Genomic DNA, 15334 nt, shown 5'->3' on the forward strand with positions numbered 1-15334 from the left:
CACTCAAAGGAGATGTAAAATGGAAATTTCGCGACGCGAAACCCTGGCCTTGGGTCTGGGGGCTGCGGTTCTGACGATGCTGCCGTTCCGGGTGAATGCGGCGGTCGAGGATTCGATCTCGGCTTTCACCGGCGGGGCTGACATCGCCGACGGTGGCGTCACCCTGACCGCGCCGGAAATCGCCGAAAACGGCAACACCGTACCGATCGAAGTCAGCGCCCCGGGGGCCGTGGCCATCGCAGTGTTCGCCGCAGGCAACCCGACGCCGGATGTTGCCACGTTCAACTTCGGACCACTGGCCGCGTCGCAGTCGGCATCGACCCGGATTCGACTGGCCGGAACACAGGACGTCATCGCCGTGGCCAAGATGGCCGATGGCAGCTTTGCCAAGGCATCGGCAACGGTCAAGGTCACAATCGGCGGCTGCGGCGGCTGATCGCCCGCGCTCCCCTTAGAACAACAGGAGAAACCCCATGGCATCCGGAGTGAAACCCCGCGTTAAGGTCCCAAAAACGGCAGCGGCCGGCGAGGCGGTGACGATCAAGAGCCTTATCAGCCACACGATGGAAAGCGGTCAGCGCAAGGACAAGGAAGGCAATGTCATTCCGCGTTCGATCATCAACCGCTTTACCTGCGAATTCAACGGCCAGATGGTCATCGACGTGACCCTCGAGCCGGCGATTTCGACCAACCCGTATTTCCAGTTCGAAGCCACCGTGCCCGAGGCCGGGGAATTCGTCTTCACCTGGTATGACGATGACGGGTCGGTCTATGACACCAACAAGAAGATCGAGATCGCTTGACGGCTCGGCAAATCGGCAGAGCGGTGCCCGGGTGTATCTGGGCGCCGATCGACCAAGGGAGGAAACGGAATGAAATTGAAGGCTTTGACGGCTGTTGTTGCAATGGCGGCGATGCCGACTGTGGTTCTGGCCGGCCCCGATGACGACAAGCTGATCATCAATGGCGAGACCGAGATGATTTCGGTCGCCAAGGCGCCCGAACATCTGGAAAACTTCGACACGATCTATTCCGGCTGGCATTTCCGCACCGACGAGACGCAGGCGCTGCAGGTCGACGACTTCGACAACCCGGCCATGATTTTCGTGGATCAGGCCGCTGACACTTTTGAAGCAGTGGACGGCGCCGCCGGCAAGAGCTGCGCCTCGTGCCATGACGGTGCCGAAAGCTTTGCCGGTCTTGCCGCTCAGATGCCGAAGGTTGACCCTGAAACCGGCAAGCTGGTGGTGATGGAAGACCTGATCAACGAATGCCGGACCGAGCGCATGGAGGCTGACGCTTGGAAATGGTCGGGCGCCGACATGCAGGGCATGGTCGCGCTGATCGGCCTGCAGTCGCGGGGCATGCCGATGAACGTAGCCATTGACGGACCCGCCGCGCCCTACTGGGAGCAGGGCAAGGAGATGTACTATACCCGGTATGGCCAGCTTGAGCTGAGCTGCGCCAATTGCCACGAAGACAATTACGGCAACATGATCCGGGCCGACCACCTGAGCCAGGGCATGATCAACGGCTTTCCGACCTATCGCCTGAAACAGGCCAAGCTGATTTCGCGCCACAACCGGTTCCGCGGCTGCATCCGCGATACGCGCGCCGAAACCTTTGCCGAAGGCTCGGATGAGTTCCGCGCGCTCGAACTTTATGTGGCTTCGCGCGGAAATGGTCTGTCGGTCGAAACCCCGGCGGTCCGCCAGTAATCGAACACCCGCGCCGGATCGTCTGGTGCGGGTATTTCTTTCCTAAAACATTCACGAATTTAAATGTGAATCAAGGGCGCATCAGATGATCTCAAGACGTGACTTTCTGCAGGTTTCAATGGCAGCCTCGGCGCTGGTGGGCGCGTCCGGCTTCGGCAACTGGGCCCGGCTGGCGGCGCAGCAGTCTCTGACCCAGGACCAGCTGCTGGAGTTCGAGACCTTCGGCAATGTGTCGCTGATCCATATCACCGACATTCACGCACAGCTCAAGCCAATCTATTTCCGCGAACCGTCGATTAATATCGGGGTGGGGGCCAACAAGGGGGTCGTGCCGCATGTTACCGGGGCCGATTTCCGCAGGCTCTACGGGATCGAGGATGGCAGCCCCAGCCACTATGCCCTGACGTCCGACGATTTTGCCGCGCTGGCCAAGGCCTATGGCCGGGTTGGCGGTCTGGATCGCGTGGCCACGGTGATCAACGCCATTCGCGCCGATCGTCCCGATGCGATCCTCCTTGACGGGGGCGACACCTGGCACGGATCCTATACCTGCCTGAAGACCCAGGGTCAGGACATGGTCAACGTGATGAACGCCTTGCGGCCGGACGCGATGACATTCCATTGGGAATTCACCCTGGGCAGCGACCGCGTGGCCGAACTGGTCGAACAACTGCCCTTTGCGGCCTTGGGACAGAACATCTTCGACGCGGAATGGGACGAGCCGGCCGAGCTGTTCCCGCCCTACCAGATGTTCGAGCGCGGCGGCACCAAGATCGCCGTGATTGGCCAAGCGTTCCCTTACATGCCGATTGCCAATCCCGGCTGGATGTTCCCCGAATACGCGTTCGGCATCCGCGACGAACACATGGCGCAGATGGTTGAAGAGGTCCGCGCCGCCGGTGCGGAATGCGTCGTGGTTCTCAGCCACAACGGCTTTGACGTCGACAAGAAGATGGCCAGCGTGGTGCCGGGGATCGACGTGATCCTGTCGGGCCATACTCATGACGCTCTGCCCGAGCCGGTGCTGGTGGGTGAAACGATCATCGTTGCGTCGGGCTCGAACGGCAAATTCGTCAGCCGGGTGGATCTGGATATCCGCGATGGCCGGATGATGGGCTATCGCACCAAGCTGATCCCGATCTTTTCGGACGTGATCGCCCCCGATCCCGAAGTTTCCGCCTTGATCGACGAACAGCGCGCGCCCTATCTGGACGAGATGTCCGAGGTGATCGGCCAGACCGACGGCCTGCTGTATCGACGGGGCAATTTCAACGGCACCTGGGATGACCTGATCTGCGACGCGTTGCTCAGCGAGCGCGAAGCGGAAATCGCGCTCAGCCCGGGCGTGCGCTGGGGGCCGTCGCTGATACCGGGGCAGGACATCACCCGCGAGGATATCTTCGGTGTCACCTCGATGACCTACGGCCAGGCCTACCGGACCGAGATGACAGGCGAATTCCTGAAGGTGGTCCTGGAAGACGTGGCCGACAACATCTTCAACCCTGATCCCTATTATCAGCAGGGCGGCGACATGGTGCGCACCGGTGGGCTCGGCTATCGGATCGACGTGTCCAAGCCGCAGGGCGAGCGGATCTCGAACATGACCCTGCTGAAGACCGGTGAGCCGATCGACGCATCCAGGGCCTATGTCGTGGCTGGCTGGGCCTCGGTCAACGAGGGCACCGAGGGACCGCCGATCTGGGACGTGGTCGAAAGCCATATCCGCAAGCTTGGAACCGTCACGGTTCAGGAAAACACCAACGTCGACGTCGTGGGCGTCTGACACTACCCGGAGCACTTGAGACATGGATGATATGTTCAAGCCTTCCCGCCGCGCCTTTCTGCGAGGCGGCGCCGCGATCGCCGCAGGATCGGTCGCGGGGTCGGTCGCGGCGCAGGAGGCGGACCCGTTGATCACCCAATTGCAGGACTGGGCCTCGTACACCGGCGCCGGTGTCGATGAAACGCCCTATGGTATGCCGATCCGTTTTGAAAGCGACGTCGTGCGGCGTAATGTCGAATGGCTGACCGCCTCGCCGATCTCGTCGATCAACTTCACGCCGATCCACGCGCTGGACGGCACCATTACCCCACAAGGCTGCGCCTTCGAGCGGCACCATTCCGGCGCAATCGAATTGAGCAAGCAGGATTACCGGCTGATGATCAACGGGTTGGTCGATCGGCCGCTGGTCTTTACCTACGATGATCTTGAACGGTTCCCGCGCGAAAATCACGTCTACTTCTGCGAATGCGCGGCCAATACGGGCATGGAATGGGCCGGCGCCCAGTTGAACGGCGTCCAGTTCACCCATGGCATGATCCACAACATGGAATATGCCGGTGTCCCACTGCGCGTCCTGCTGCAAGAGGCCGGATTGGACGCCGCCGGAGACCTGTCGGACAAATGGGTCTATGTCGAGGGCGCCGACGCTTCGTCGAACGGCCGTTCGATCCCGATGGAAAAGGCGCTGGACGACGTTCTGGTCGCCTTCAAGGCCAATGGCGAGGCGCTGCGTATGGAGCATGGCTATCCGGTCCGGCTGGTGGTTCCGGGCTGGGAGGGCAACATGTGGGTCAAGTGGCTGCGCCGGATCGAAGTGACCGATGCGGCGGTGGAAAGCCGTGAGGAGACCTCGAAATACACGGATGTATACGCCGATGGCACCGCCCGGAAATGGACCTGGGTGATGGATGCCAAGTCGGTCATCACTTCGCCCAGTCCGCAGATGCCGATCAAGCACGGCAAGGGGCCGCTGGTGATTTCCGGCCTGGCGTGGTCCGGTCACGGACGCATCACGCGGGTCGATGTCTCGAAGGATGGCGGTATCACCTGGGAGACCGCGCGGCTGGGCAAGCAGCTTGATACCAAGGCGCTGACCCGCTTCTATTTGGATACCGAGTGGGACGGTTCTCCGATGCTGCTGCAAAGCCGCGCCATGGACGAAACCGGCTATGTCCAGCCGACCAAAGACCAACTGCGCGAGAAGCGCGGCGAAAACTCGGTCTATCACAACAACTGTATCCAGACCTGGTACGTCAACGCAGAAGGGATCGCCGAAAATGTCGAAGTCTCTTAGTGGCATCTATCTTCCCGTTTTTGGCGGGATCGCCTTGGTGTGCAGTGTCGCGGTTGCGGTCGCGAACCGCGGATATGGTGACAGCCAGATCGAGACGCTGCAGACGCGACTTGCACAGGTCGAGGCGCAAAAGGCCTCGGCGCTGACCGAGGCCGAAGCAAGCGCGGCCCGTTTGGCGGAATTGGAGACTCGCCTTTCCGAACTGGAAAGCAAGGCCGGCAACGCGGTTGCCGGGGGTGAGCCGGTTTCGGCGCATGAGGGAACCTTCGGTCTGGGCCGTCCGGCCTTGCCCGAAGAGATCGCGGCCTGGGACGTGGACGTGTTGCCCGATGGGCGCGGGCTGCCCGAGGGGTCGGGCGATGTGTTTACGGGTGAGGAAGTTTTCGCCGAAAAATGCGCGGCCTGCCACGGTGACTTTGCCGAAGGCGTGGACAACTGGCCGGTTCTGGCCGGTGGCTTTGGCACGCTGGCCGACGAAGACCCCGTCAAGACGGTCGGGTCGTATTGGCCCTACCTGACCACGGCTTGGGACTATGTGCACCGGTCGATGCCCTTCGGCGAGGCCGGAACACTCAGCGCCGATGAGACCTATGCGATCGTGGCCTACATCCTGTATTCCAACGACTTGGTCGATGACGAGTTCGAGCTGAACCACGACAATCTGGCGACGTTCGAAATGCCCAACCAGGACGGGTTCGTGATCGACGACCGGCCTCAGTTGGAATACGCGGAATGGCGCACCGAGCCCTGCATGGAAAACTGCAAGGACAGTGTCGAGATCACCAAGCGCGCGACGTTCCTGGATGTGACGCCGGACCATGGCGGCGACTCGGTCATGAATTCCGCCGACACATCCGAAACGCCCACGTTTGCGGCTGCCAACGCGACGGTGGAAGAAGCCGCTTCCGGGGATGCGGCCGAAGCCGGTGATGCCGAGCTGATCGCCGCCGGCAAGAAGGTGTTCAGGAAGTGCTCGGCCTGCCACCAAGTGGGGGACGGCGCCAAGAACAAGACCGGTCCGCATCTCAACGGTCTGTTCGGGCGGACCTTCGGATCGGTGGACGGGTTCGGTTACTCGTCGGTTTTCAAGCAAGCCAACGAAGAAGGCCGGATCTGGGACCAGGCCGCGCTGGACGCGTTTCTGGCCAAGCCGAAAACCTACATGAAGGGCACCAAGATGAGTTTTGCCGGGCTTAAGGACGAGCAGGACCGCGCGGCGCTCAATGCCTATCTTGCGACATTCGGCGAGTAGATGATGCAACGGGCGCTGGGGGTGATCCTTTCGGCTTGTGCCACGGTGGTTTCAACCGCCGTGGCTGCCGATGTTTTGGGCGATGCCGAGGCCGGAAAGGTGGTGTTCGACCAGTGCAAGGGATGCCATCAGGTAGGCAAGGGGGCAAAGAACCGGATCGGCCCGCATCTGAACGGACTGTTTGGCCGGCCGGCGGCCGGCATTGAAGGGTTCAAGTATTCCAAAAGTTTCCGGCGCGCCGCGGCCAGCGGGCTGGAATGGCATGCGGATACGCTGGATGCGTTTTTGGAAAATCCACGGTCCTATGCCTCGGGAACGCGCATGAGTTTTCGGGGGATCAAAAACGCCAAGGATCGTCACGACGTGATCGCCTATCTTCGGCTGTTTTCCGACGATCCTGCGAACATCCCCGAGGCGGATCCCACGGCCACGGCCACCGATCATGACCTGGACCCGGCGATCCTGGCGATCCAGGGTGATCCGGAATACGGCGAATACCTGAGTAGCGAATGCACGACCTGTCACCAGGCGGACGGAGGCGATGACGGTATTCCGTCAATCGTGCTGTGGCCCGAAGAAGACTTTGTCATTGCGATGCACGCATACAAGAACAAACAGCGTCAGCATCCGGTCATGCAGATGATGGCCGGGCGTCTCAATGACGAGGAAATCGCCGCGCTTGCGGCGTATTTCAACCGCCTCGAACACTGAGCACTGCAGGGAGGAGACTGCACATGACGATGAACAGACGCGCATTTCTGGGAAAGACGGCGCTGGTCACGGCCTCGTTGGCCGCCCCGGCGGTTCTTGCCGATGGTCACGGCAAGCCGCGGGTCGTCGTGATCGGTGGCGGGGCCGGCGGGGCCACCGCTGCGCGCTACATCGCCAAGGACAGCAAGGGCGCCATCGACGTCACCTTGGTCGAGCCGACGCGCCGTTACTATACCTGCTTTTTCTCGAACCTTTATCTGGGTGGGTTCAAGGATATGAAAGACCTTGGCCACAGCTATGGCGGGCTGGCGGCCGGCGGCGTCAACGTGGTGCATGACTGGGCCATCGGGGTGGACCGCGATGCCAAGACGGTGGCGCTGGCCGGGGGCGGAAGCCTTCCCTATGACAAGCTGATCCTCAGCCCCGGCATTGATTTCGTCGATGGCGCGGTGCCAGGATGGGACATCTCGGCACAGAACGCCATGCCGCACGCCTACAAGGCCGGGTCGCAGACCGAGCTGCTGAAAGCGCAGTTGATGGCAATGCCCGAAGGCGGCACCTTTGCCATGGTTGCGCCACCCAACCCGTATCGCTGCCCGCCGGGACCGTACGAGCGCGTGTCCATGGTCGCCCACTTCCTGAAGGCCAACAATCCGACGGCCAAGATCATCGTGGCCGATCCCAAGCCAAAATTCTCGAAAATGGCGCTGTTCCAGGAAGGATGGGCCAACCACTATGACGGCATGATCGATTGGATTGGCGAAGAATTCGGGGGCGGCAATGTCAGCGTGGACCCGGCCGCGATGACGCTGACCATCGACGGCGAGGAAACCAAAGTGGATGTGTGCAACGTCATCCCCGCGATGAAGGCCGGTCGGATCGCCGAACTGGCAGGCGTGACCGATGGCAATTGGGCGCCGGTGAACGCGGCTGACATGTCGTCGAAGGCTGATGCGGACATTTACGTTTTGGGCGATGCATCGCAGCAAGGCGACATGCCGAAATCCGGGTTCTCGGCCAACAGTCAGGCAAAAGTCTGTGCCAATGCCGTGCGTGGGGCGCTGACCGGGTCCAAGGTTTTCCCGGCCAAGTTCTCGAACACCTGCTGGTCGCTGATCGATACCGACGACGGTGTCAAGGTCGGCGCCACCTATGAGGCGACGCCGGAAAAGATCGCCAAGGTGGACGGGTTTATTTCACAGACCGGCGAAAGCGCGGAAGTGCGCAAGACGACTTACGAAGAGTCTGAAGGCTGGTACACTGGTATCACGTCCGACATGTTCGGTTGATGTTATAGGGCGCCCCGACTGGCAAAGCGGGTTTCGGGGCGATCAGTAATCCAGTGGGAGGAAAAAAATGAGAAAAATAATGGGAATGATCGCGGTCTGCGTCATGGCGCTGTGGACGTCCGCAGCCGCGGCGCAAGACGGTCTTGCAGACCACAAACTGGCTCTGCAAATCAGCGACAACAACCCGCAGAAAATGAACACGGTCCTGAACGTGGCGGCAAATGTGACGCGGTACTATGAAAGCCAGGGCGAAACCGTCGAAGTTCGGATTGTAGCGTTCAATGCGGGGCTTCACATGCTGCGCAAGGATACATCGCCGGTTCTCGAACGTCTGGATGCGTTCGGTGCCTCGATGCCGAACGTCACGTTCGCAGCCTGCGAAAATACGATTGCCGGCATGACCAAGAAAGAAGGCAAAGAGCCACCTATCGTCGAAATCGCCGAGCATGTCCCGGCCGGAGTAGTCGATCTGATGACTCTCAGCGAAGCGGGCTGGACGGTTATTCGCCCTTGATAAATGAAAGGACTAGGAAGATGAAAAACGCATTTATGGCATTTGTTCTGACTGCTGGTGCAGCAGGAGCAGACCCCATCCTTGTTCCTTTCGATGGCAGTTTCGATGAAGCGACCTTTGCCGTTGAAAGCGCGATCGTTGGAAAGGGGCTGGTGATTGACTACGTCAGCCATGTGGGCGACATGCTGAACCGTACTGGCGAAGATGTTGGAAGCTCTGAAAAAGTCTTCGAAAACGCAGATATTTTCCTGTTCTGCTCGGCGGTTTTGTCGCGCGAAGTGATGGAGGCCGATCCGATGAATATCCAGCACTGTCCCTATGGCATCTTCGTCACCGACCGTGACGGAGAGGTGATGGTCGGATATCGCCCCTATCCTGAAGGGCCGATGCAGAAGGTCCAGGCTCTGTTGGACGATATCGTCTCGGAGGCTGTTGGCAACTGATGGATTACCAGGGGTTTTTCCGGTCTGAACTGGCCAAATTGCGCGAGGAAGGCAATTACCGCGAATTCGCCGAGCTCGAGCGGCATTGCGGTCGTTTTCCGGCCGCAAACTGCCACAACGGGCCAGGCGAGGTGACGATCTGGTGTTCGAATGACTACCTGGGCATGGGCCAACACCCGAAAGTTCTGTCGGCCATGCACGCGGCGCTGGACCGGACCGGTGCAGGCGCAGGTGGTACGCGCAACATATCCGGCACCACCCATGACCTTGTTCTTCTGGAATCCGAACTGGCGGATCTGCACAACAAGGAAGCCGCCCTGTTGTTTACCTCGGGCTATGTATCAAACTGGGCGGCACTGGGCACTTTGGCGGCGCGGATTCCCAATTGTGTCGTCCTTTCGGATGCGTTGAACCACGCCTCGATGATCGAAGGCATCCGCCACTCGCGGGCGCAGAAGGTAATCTGGAAACATAACGATCTGGTTGATCTCGAGGCAAAGCTGGCTGCCTTGCCGCCCGACCAGCCCAAGCTGATCGCTTTCGAGAGTGTCTATTCGATGGACGGCGATATCGCCCCGATCCGCGAGATCTGCGATCTGGCTGATCGATACAACGCCATGACCTATTTAGACGAGGTACATGCTGTTGGACTATACGGCCCGCGTGGTGGTGGCATTGCCGAACGCGAAGGTTTGATGGACCGGCTGACCATCATCGAAGGCACGCTGGGCAAGGCCTTTGGCGTGATGGGCGGATACATTGCCGCCTCGGCCGAGATCTGCGACTTCGTACGCTCATTTGCCAGCGGATTCATCTTTACCACGGCGTTGCCCCCGGCACTTGCAGCCGGAGCGGCGGCCTCTATCCGGCATCTTAAAAACAGCGCGTCGGAACGCGAAGCCCACAAGGCGCGTGTGGCGCAGGTTCGGGCGCGGCTGGACGAAATCGGCCTTCCGCATATCGAAAACCCCAGCCACATCATTCCGGTGATGGTCGGCGACCCTGTCAAATGCAAGTTCATCTCGGACATGCTTTTGAAAGAGCACGGTCTATACATCCAACCGATCAATTATCCAACGGTGCCGAAAGGAACCGAGCGGCTTAGGATCACACCTTCACCGGTTCACACCGATCGGGACATCGATCGTTTGATTTCTGCACTCGAAATGCTCTGGTCACAGTGTCAACTAGGGCGTCAACCGCTGGCCGCGCAGTAACGCCCGATAGGGTCAGGCGGTGGCCGACATCTGGCCACCTCGCATTTGCAGCAAAGTGTGCGTCGCAACGGCGCCGACCCACATGCAAAACACGGCCACCCAGGCTGTCAGGGCAAGGATTGCCCCGCCTGACATTCCGGCGCCCACGGCGCAACCGCCAGCCAACATGCTGCCGAACCCCATCAGAACGCCCCCGATCAGGTATCTTTCCATTGGTGTGTTCGGCTCGAACCGCTGTATCCTGGCCTCGCCCCGCAGCAGGGCGAGCATCAGGGCACCAAGGAATACGCCGGGGACCAAACCCACTCCGAAGCTAAGCGGGAGGTTCCGTTCGTTGACCAATGCCATGAGCGTGTCCGCTGATGGCCCGGTAAAGGTAACTGATTGCACCTGCACCACATCGAACGAGGCCGAGGCGATCGCGTAGGTCACGCTCCAACCAGCAAAAACAGCGACACCTACCAAGGCCGCCGAGACCAGCTCGGACCAGCGCAGGTTTCGGGATATTCCGTAGGAGACGGCTGCGACAAGACCCAGAACGCCGACAGCGCCAACCATAACCGAGGAGTCGAACAGCATCCGTTCAGACCCGCCCGGAATTGTCCACAGGCTGGCCAGCCTCTCGCGAAGAGGTGCCAGCACCCCGCGATACGATGCCTGCGCCGTCAGGGTCAGAACCAGCCCTGTCACGATGGCCCTCAAGTTCCCCGAAGCAGACAGTACCAGCAGACGGCTGGCACAGCCCCGCGCCAGGATCATGCCTATGCCAAACATCAACCCGCCGATGATCGCCCCAGAAAGACTGCCTGTGCCGGCGATTTGCCGGGCCATGCTGACGTCAAGATGCCCAGTCAGGATCGAAAGCTGGACCAGGGCCAGACCCGTGCAGAATGCGATCAGCCAAATTGCCAGTTTTGGCCCAAGCGTACGCTCGGCCACTTCGACGGTCGCCGCCCGCAGGCAAAACCGGGAATGATAGGCGGCGGCCCCGAACAAAAGCCCCACCAGTGCCCCTGACATCATCAGAAGTGTGGGCTCGCCGAACTGATCAATTAGTTGTTCCATCCGTGTTCACCAGCAGTCCTTGTTGCGTGGCAATATAGGGTGGGACTATTTTAGTCTGCCTTGATTTCGCTCAAGCGCCACAGGGTATAGTTGTCCAGCGCCTCGCGGGCCCGAACGACAGGCAGGCCGCGGGCGATCCAGCCGGGGGATTTTCCATTCCCGAACATCCCTTCGGAAACGTCTACGACATCGGTCACGCCGTTCTTCTCAAGAATTTCGGCCACATAGTTCGAGCGACCGCCGGTCGCACAGATCAGGCCGACGCGTTCCGGTGGAACACGGGACAGAACTTCTTGCAGGCGCTTCGGAAAATCCGGCTCGTGCATTGAAATGGGCAAGGCCCCACGGGCAACGCCCGACTCTTCCCATTCCTGCGGAGAGCGGATGTCCAGCAGAACAAGGCGTCCCGCCTCCACCAGGCCGGCAGCTTCCGGAGCTGACATGTCCTGACCTGCTGCACCAGCTGGCTGAGCAACAGACAACAAGTACAGCAGCAGGCTGGCCAGAAGGGTGCGCGGCACCGGAAAATGTTGTTTCAGCAATCTCTGCAAGTTTTGATTCCCAGAATTCGGTAGATAGGACAAAAGTTCAGGAATGCAGTACCAACGAAAATAACGCCAAAATAGCCCCAGATACCGATGGTGCCCATGGCCGCCAGGATGATCAGTGCAGCCCCCAGAACCAGGCGGGCGAGGCGGTCAAATTGTCCAAGATTGCGAGTCATAGCGGGTCTCCTTCATTTCTGTGCCACCTATGTAGCCGGAAAACCACCGGGTCGTATGTGACTCAATCACGGTCAGGCATGCTCGGCATGCTCTGCGAGGGCAGCGACCTGAAGAACCGTGATCGTCCCGCGGCCAGAATTGATCCAGCCCCGCCTTTCAAAGGACTTCAGTATTCGCGAGACGACCTCGCGCACAGTTCCCAATTCCTGAGCCAGCTCTTGCTGCGTGACGTGGATGGTCGGTCCTGCACGATTGGCCAGCCAGCGGGCAATGCGTTGGTCGGTCCGGTGAATAAGCAGATCGTCAATAACATCGGTCAATTCCCCCACACGGGCGGCGAAATTGCGGAACACGATCTCTTGGAATTTTGGTTCCGAACTCAGCAGCGAGCGGAACCGCTGGGCGGGAATTGAGACTGCGGTGACATTGCCCTCGGCGTAGCCATAGCCCGAATAGGGACGCCCGGACAAAAGCCCGGTGGTGGTCAGAACGCAGCTATCCCCAGCCTCGACCCTGTACAGGACGACAGTACGACCGGCGGCGTTGGTTTGTTCCACCCGAACCGAGCCAGACAGGACAAACAGAAAGGCCCGGCTCTCGTCGCCGGGCCGGAACAGGCAGGTGCCATCCGGAACGTGGATTCTGTTGCCCTGGGTCAGAAACGGTTCGGCTGGGTGGTCGGTCACTCGAACTCCATCTGCTCATAGACGCGCCCGGCATTCTTCGTGGCCAGTTCCTCGAACGTGTCGAGATGCGCGTAGGGGCTTTGGTCGATGTAGTAGGCATCGGCCAGATCGCCGCCTTCTTCAAGATGCGCGCCAATTTTTTCCCGAAGATAGACCAGATAATCGCGGGTATAGCGCCGCACCTGGTCCATGTTGGTGGGATGTCCGTGACCGGGAATGACATAGGTGGCGCCCAGAGGCTCGAACCTGGTTTCCCAGGTTTCGATCCAGTCCGCCACGATGGTATCCTCAAAGATGGGCAGCATCCGTTCGTGAAAGGCCATGTCACCGGCAATGACCAGACTCTGCTCGGGCAGCCAGACCTGCGTGTCGCCTGGCCCGTGTGCCGGGCCCAGATGCAGCACCTCGATCCGGTAATCGCCCATCTCGACGACGCGTGTGTCCTCGAAGGTTTCGGTGGGCGGCGCGACGAACGTGCCTTCGGCCTTGTCGCGGTTGTACCGTTTCATCTCCTCCAGCAACTGATGGCCGCGCTCTTCGATTTCATGCGCGGCATCCACATGGGCTAGAATCGGAACGCCTTGCTCGGCCCAGTAGGAGTTGCCCAGCATCGCGTGCCCCTGGCCGTTCTCGTCAATCACTAGCTTCACCGGCTGGTCGGTGATGGCCTTGATCTCTTCGTGTAGCGCCTTGGCCAGGACATAGGCCGCGCCGCCATTGATCACCACGACCCCATCGCCGGTGACGATGAAGCTGAGGTTGTTGTTGTGGCCGGAGTTTTCATAGGTCGGCGGAGCTGTCGCACCGATCGCGGACCAGACATTTGGAATGAACTCCACAGGTTTCGAATACAGGGGTGAGGCCGGGTACTGATCCGCGATGTCTTCGCTGGCCAGGGCCGGAGACGCAAGCAGCGCCGCAAACAGGACGATACGCATATTCATGCCTCCACGAACCGATAACCGTCACCGGCCTTTTCGGCGCGGCCGATGCCGCCGCCGGGAAGATGGAAGCCGATCAGGGCCAGGTCCTCGTGCGTCAGGCGGTCGAACAAAACCTGCCGCGTGGCGGCCGCCGTCTCTGCGTCCTGATCCGCACCACTGTGCCACGCGGGCCGGCGGAAGGCGACGTGGTGATTGCCGATGGCATCGCCGACGACCAGTGCGGCCGAGTTGCCCTTCCGGATCTCGAACGCCATGTGTCCGGGTGTATGGCCCGGAGTCGAAACCGCAGCGATCCCGGGCAGGATTTCCTGATCGGCGTCGAAAAGCTGAACGCGGTCTTCGATCGCGGTCATTCTTCTTTTTGCGCCGACGGCATGAGCGGCACGGGTCTCGCCGATGGTGTTGACGGTCTCGGGATTCCACCAATAATCCCACTCGGCTCGGCCCATCATGAAGGCTGCATCGGGGAAGACGATCTCGTCGAAATCATCCAACAGCCCCCAGATGTGGTCGGGATGTGCATGAGTGAACACGACATGGGTGACGTCTTCGGGGGTGACACCGGCCGCGTCGAGGCTATCAAGAACGGTGCCGGCAGTCGGAACGAAATCCGGCCCCGCGCCGACGTCGAACAGAACAGTGTTTTCGCCGTCGCGATATAGGGTCAGGTTGCACTCGGGTTCCAGCGTTTCATTGGATATCCCGAAGTCCGCCAGAATCTGACCAAGCTCATCTTTGGGCATGGGTTCAAAAATAAAACTGGCGGGCAGGATCAGATGGCCGTCGCTGACCGTCGTCAGCCTGGCCGAACCCAACGAAACGTCGGCCCGTGCCAAGACCGGCAGCCCGCCTGCAAGCGGAATGGCCGCCATGATCTGCATCATCCTGCGCCGTGAGATATTCATGTCCAACTCCCTAAATGCTCACATCGGAATATGAATGAATATCTCCCGAGGGGCAAGAATTGCCGGATAGAGCCCCAACGCTTTGCGCTTGGCCAGGTGTGCTTTTGGGGAAAGCGGGCTACCGGTGCAAATAGGCCGGGTGGGCGCGGGTATCGGTCTTTGTCGCGCTTTTGGCGGCAGGGCGGGATACAACCTGCGCTGCCAGCCTCAGGTCGTCAGATCACAGGGTGAATGGCACAAGCGACGACGGTCAGAGCGACGCCGCAGCGCGGCTCGCCTGATCGTAGTGACCGGACAGAGCGCGCAGGTTGCGGGCCAACTCGCGCAGATCGTCGCCGGACAGGTCGGTGGCAGGCAGCCCTTCCAGCAGGCATTGTTGGCGCACCTTGCGATAGGCGTCGCATAGCTCCACGCCCTCGGGCGAGGTGCGGTAGAACACCTCTTTGCCGCGCTTTTCCGACGTCAGCAGCCCGGCCTTCAGAAGTTTGCGCAGGGCGTAGTTAACGGTGTGGCTGTCTTCGATGTTCAGAAGAAAGCAGATGTCGGTCAGGCGTTTGTCGCGGCCGCGGTGGTTGACGTTGTGCAGGATCAGAATGTCGAGCGGTCCCAGATCGGCCTGCCCGGCTGCGGCCATGCAGCGGGTCATCCAGCGTGAGAACGCGTTGTAGACGATGATCAGGCCGAATTCGAGTTCGGACAGTTCCCAGCCTTCGCCCTCGGCCAGGTGGCGAGAGGAAACGATGCGGCGCGTGTCGGGGGAAGAATTGGTCATGTTGCGGCCCTTTGAT

Annotated in this window: 18 protein-coding genes; 11 read left to right on the forward strand and 7 right to left on the reverse strand. The window is 60.5% G+C overall.

Going from position 1 to position 15334, the window contains the following annotated elements; all coding sequences use genetic code 11:
* Positions 1–19 precede the first annotated feature (19 nt).
* The 11 genes from soxY (at position 20) to hemA (ending at position 10221) form a co-directional block, all read left to right on the forward strand.
* Positions 20–436, forward strand: coding sequence for a thiosulfate oxidation carrier protein SoxY (soxY, locus tag AC2FNS_RS16660; protein ID WP_496685195.1), 417 nt, complete (start codon positions 20–22; stop codon positions 434–436).
* Between the two features lie 37 nt (positions 437–473).
* On the forward strand, positions 474–803 hold the full coding sequence (gene soxZ, locus AC2FNS_RS16665; protein ID WP_496683844.1) for a thiosulfate oxidation carrier complex protein SoxZ: 330 nt from the start codon (positions 474–476) through the stop codon (positions 801–803).
* Positions 804–872: 69 nt separating this feature from the next.
* Positions 873–1718, forward strand: a complete 846-nt coding sequence (gene soxA, locus AC2FNS_RS16670) for a sulfur oxidation c-type cytochrome SoxA (RefSeq protein ID WP_496685193.1) — start codon at positions 873–875, stop codon at positions 1716–1718.
* 85 nt (positions 1719–1803) lie between these two features.
* Positions 1804–3501: a thiosulfohydrolase SoxB gene (gene soxB / locus AC2FNS_RS16675; protein ID WP_496685190.1), complete on the forward strand. Its 1698-nt coding sequence runs from the start codon at positions 1804–1806 to the stop codon at positions 3499–3501.
* Between the two features lie 22 nt (positions 3502–3523).
* On the forward strand, positions 3524–4795 hold the full coding sequence (soxC, locus tag AC2FNS_RS16680) for a sulfite dehydrogenase (protein WP_496713183.1): 1272 nt from the start codon (positions 3524–3526) through the stop codon (positions 4793–4795).
* Positions 4779–6047 carry a c-type cytochrome gene (locus AC2FNS_RS16685; RefSeq protein ID WP_496713181.1) on the forward strand — a complete coding sequence of 423 codons (1269 nt, stop codon included), beginning with the start codon at positions 4779–4781 and terminating at the stop codon, positions 6045–6047. The genes soxC and AC2FNS_RS16685 overlap by 17 nt, the downstream gene beginning before the upstream one ends.
* 3 nt (positions 6048–6050) lie before the next feature.
* A complete protein-coding gene (locus tag AC2FNS_RS16690; RefSeq protein ID WP_496683830.1) occupies positions 6051–6758 on the forward strand; it encodes a c-type cytochrome in 708 nt (235 codons plus the stop codon).
* Positions 6759–6781: 23 nt separating this feature from the next.
* A complete protein-coding gene (locus tag AC2FNS_RS16695) occupies positions 6782–8047 on the forward strand; it encodes an FCSD flavin-binding domain-containing protein (RefSeq protein WP_496683828.1) in 1266 nt (421 codons plus the stop codon).
* A 103-nt stretch (positions 8048–8150) separates the two neighbouring features.
* Positions 8151–8561, forward strand: a complete 411-nt coding sequence (locus AC2FNS_RS16700; protein ID WP_496713177.1) for a DsrE family protein — start codon at positions 8151–8153, stop codon at positions 8559–8561.
* A gap of 35 nt (positions 8562–8596) precedes the next feature.
* Complete coding sequence (locus AC2FNS_RS16705) at positions 8597–9004, forward strand: DUF302 domain-containing protein (protein WP_496713197.1); 408 nt, start codon at positions 8597–8599, stop codon at positions 9002–9004.
* Entirely contained in the window at positions 9004–10221 is a 1218-nt protein-coding gene (gene hemA / locus AC2FNS_RS16710) for a 5-aminolevulinate synthase (protein ID WP_496803917.1), read from the forward strand. Before AC2FNS_RS16705 ends, hemA begins: the two co-directional genes overlap by 1 nt.
* 12 nt (positions 10222–10233) lie before the next feature.
* Here the strand turns inward: hemA and AC2FNS_RS16715 are convergent, their stop codons facing one another.
* The 7 genes from AC2FNS_RS16715 to AC2FNS_RS16745 all read right to left on the reverse strand — a co-directional run bounded on the left by AC2FNS_RS16715 (position 10234) and on the right by AC2FNS_RS16745 (position 15318).
* Entirely contained in the window at positions 10234–11286 is a 1053-nt protein-coding gene (locus AC2FNS_RS16715; protein WP_496713174.1) for a YeeE/YedE family protein, read from the reverse strand.
* Positions 11287–11336: 50 nt separating this feature from the next.
* The gene (locus tag AC2FNS_RS16720) at positions 11337–11807 is read right to left on the reverse strand and encodes a rhodanese-like domain-containing protein (RefSeq protein ID WP_496727666.1); all 471 of its coding nucleotides are present in this window, start codon (positions 11805–11807) and stop codon (positions 11337–11339) included.
* Positions 11808–11821: 14 nt separating this feature from the next.
* Entirely contained in the window at positions 11822–12010 is a 189-nt protein-coding gene (locus AC2FNS_RS16725) for a YgaP family membrane protein (RefSeq protein ID WP_496684469.1), read from the reverse strand.
* A gap of 72 nt (positions 12011–12082) precedes the next feature.
* A complete protein-coding gene (locus AC2FNS_RS16730) occupies positions 12083–12697 on the reverse strand; it encodes a Crp/Fnr family transcriptional regulator (RefSeq protein ID WP_496713752.1) in 615 nt (204 codons plus the stop codon).
* A complete protein-coding gene (locus AC2FNS_RS16735; protein WP_496685725.1) occupies positions 12694–13635 on the reverse strand; it encodes an MBL fold metallo-hydrolase in 942 nt (313 codons plus the stop codon). Before AC2FNS_RS16735 ends, AC2FNS_RS16730 begins: the two co-directional genes overlap by 4 nt.
* 2 nt (positions 13636–13637) lie before the next feature.
* The gene (locus AC2FNS_RS16740; RefSeq protein WP_496727665.1) at positions 13638–14546 is read right to left on the reverse strand and encodes an MBL fold metallo-hydrolase; all 909 of its coding nucleotides are present in this window, start codon (positions 14544–14546) and stop codon (positions 13638–13640) included.
* A gap of 250 nt (positions 14547–14796) precedes the next feature.
* The gene (locus AC2FNS_RS16745) at positions 14797–15318 is read right to left on the reverse strand and encodes a winged helix DNA-binding protein (RefSeq protein WP_496684462.1); all 522 of its coding nucleotides are present in this window, start codon (positions 15316–15318) and stop codon (positions 14797–14799) included.
* Positions 15319–15334: the final 16 nt, after the last annotated feature.

This window comes from Ruegeria sp. BHSA191, from assembly GCF_059613325.1.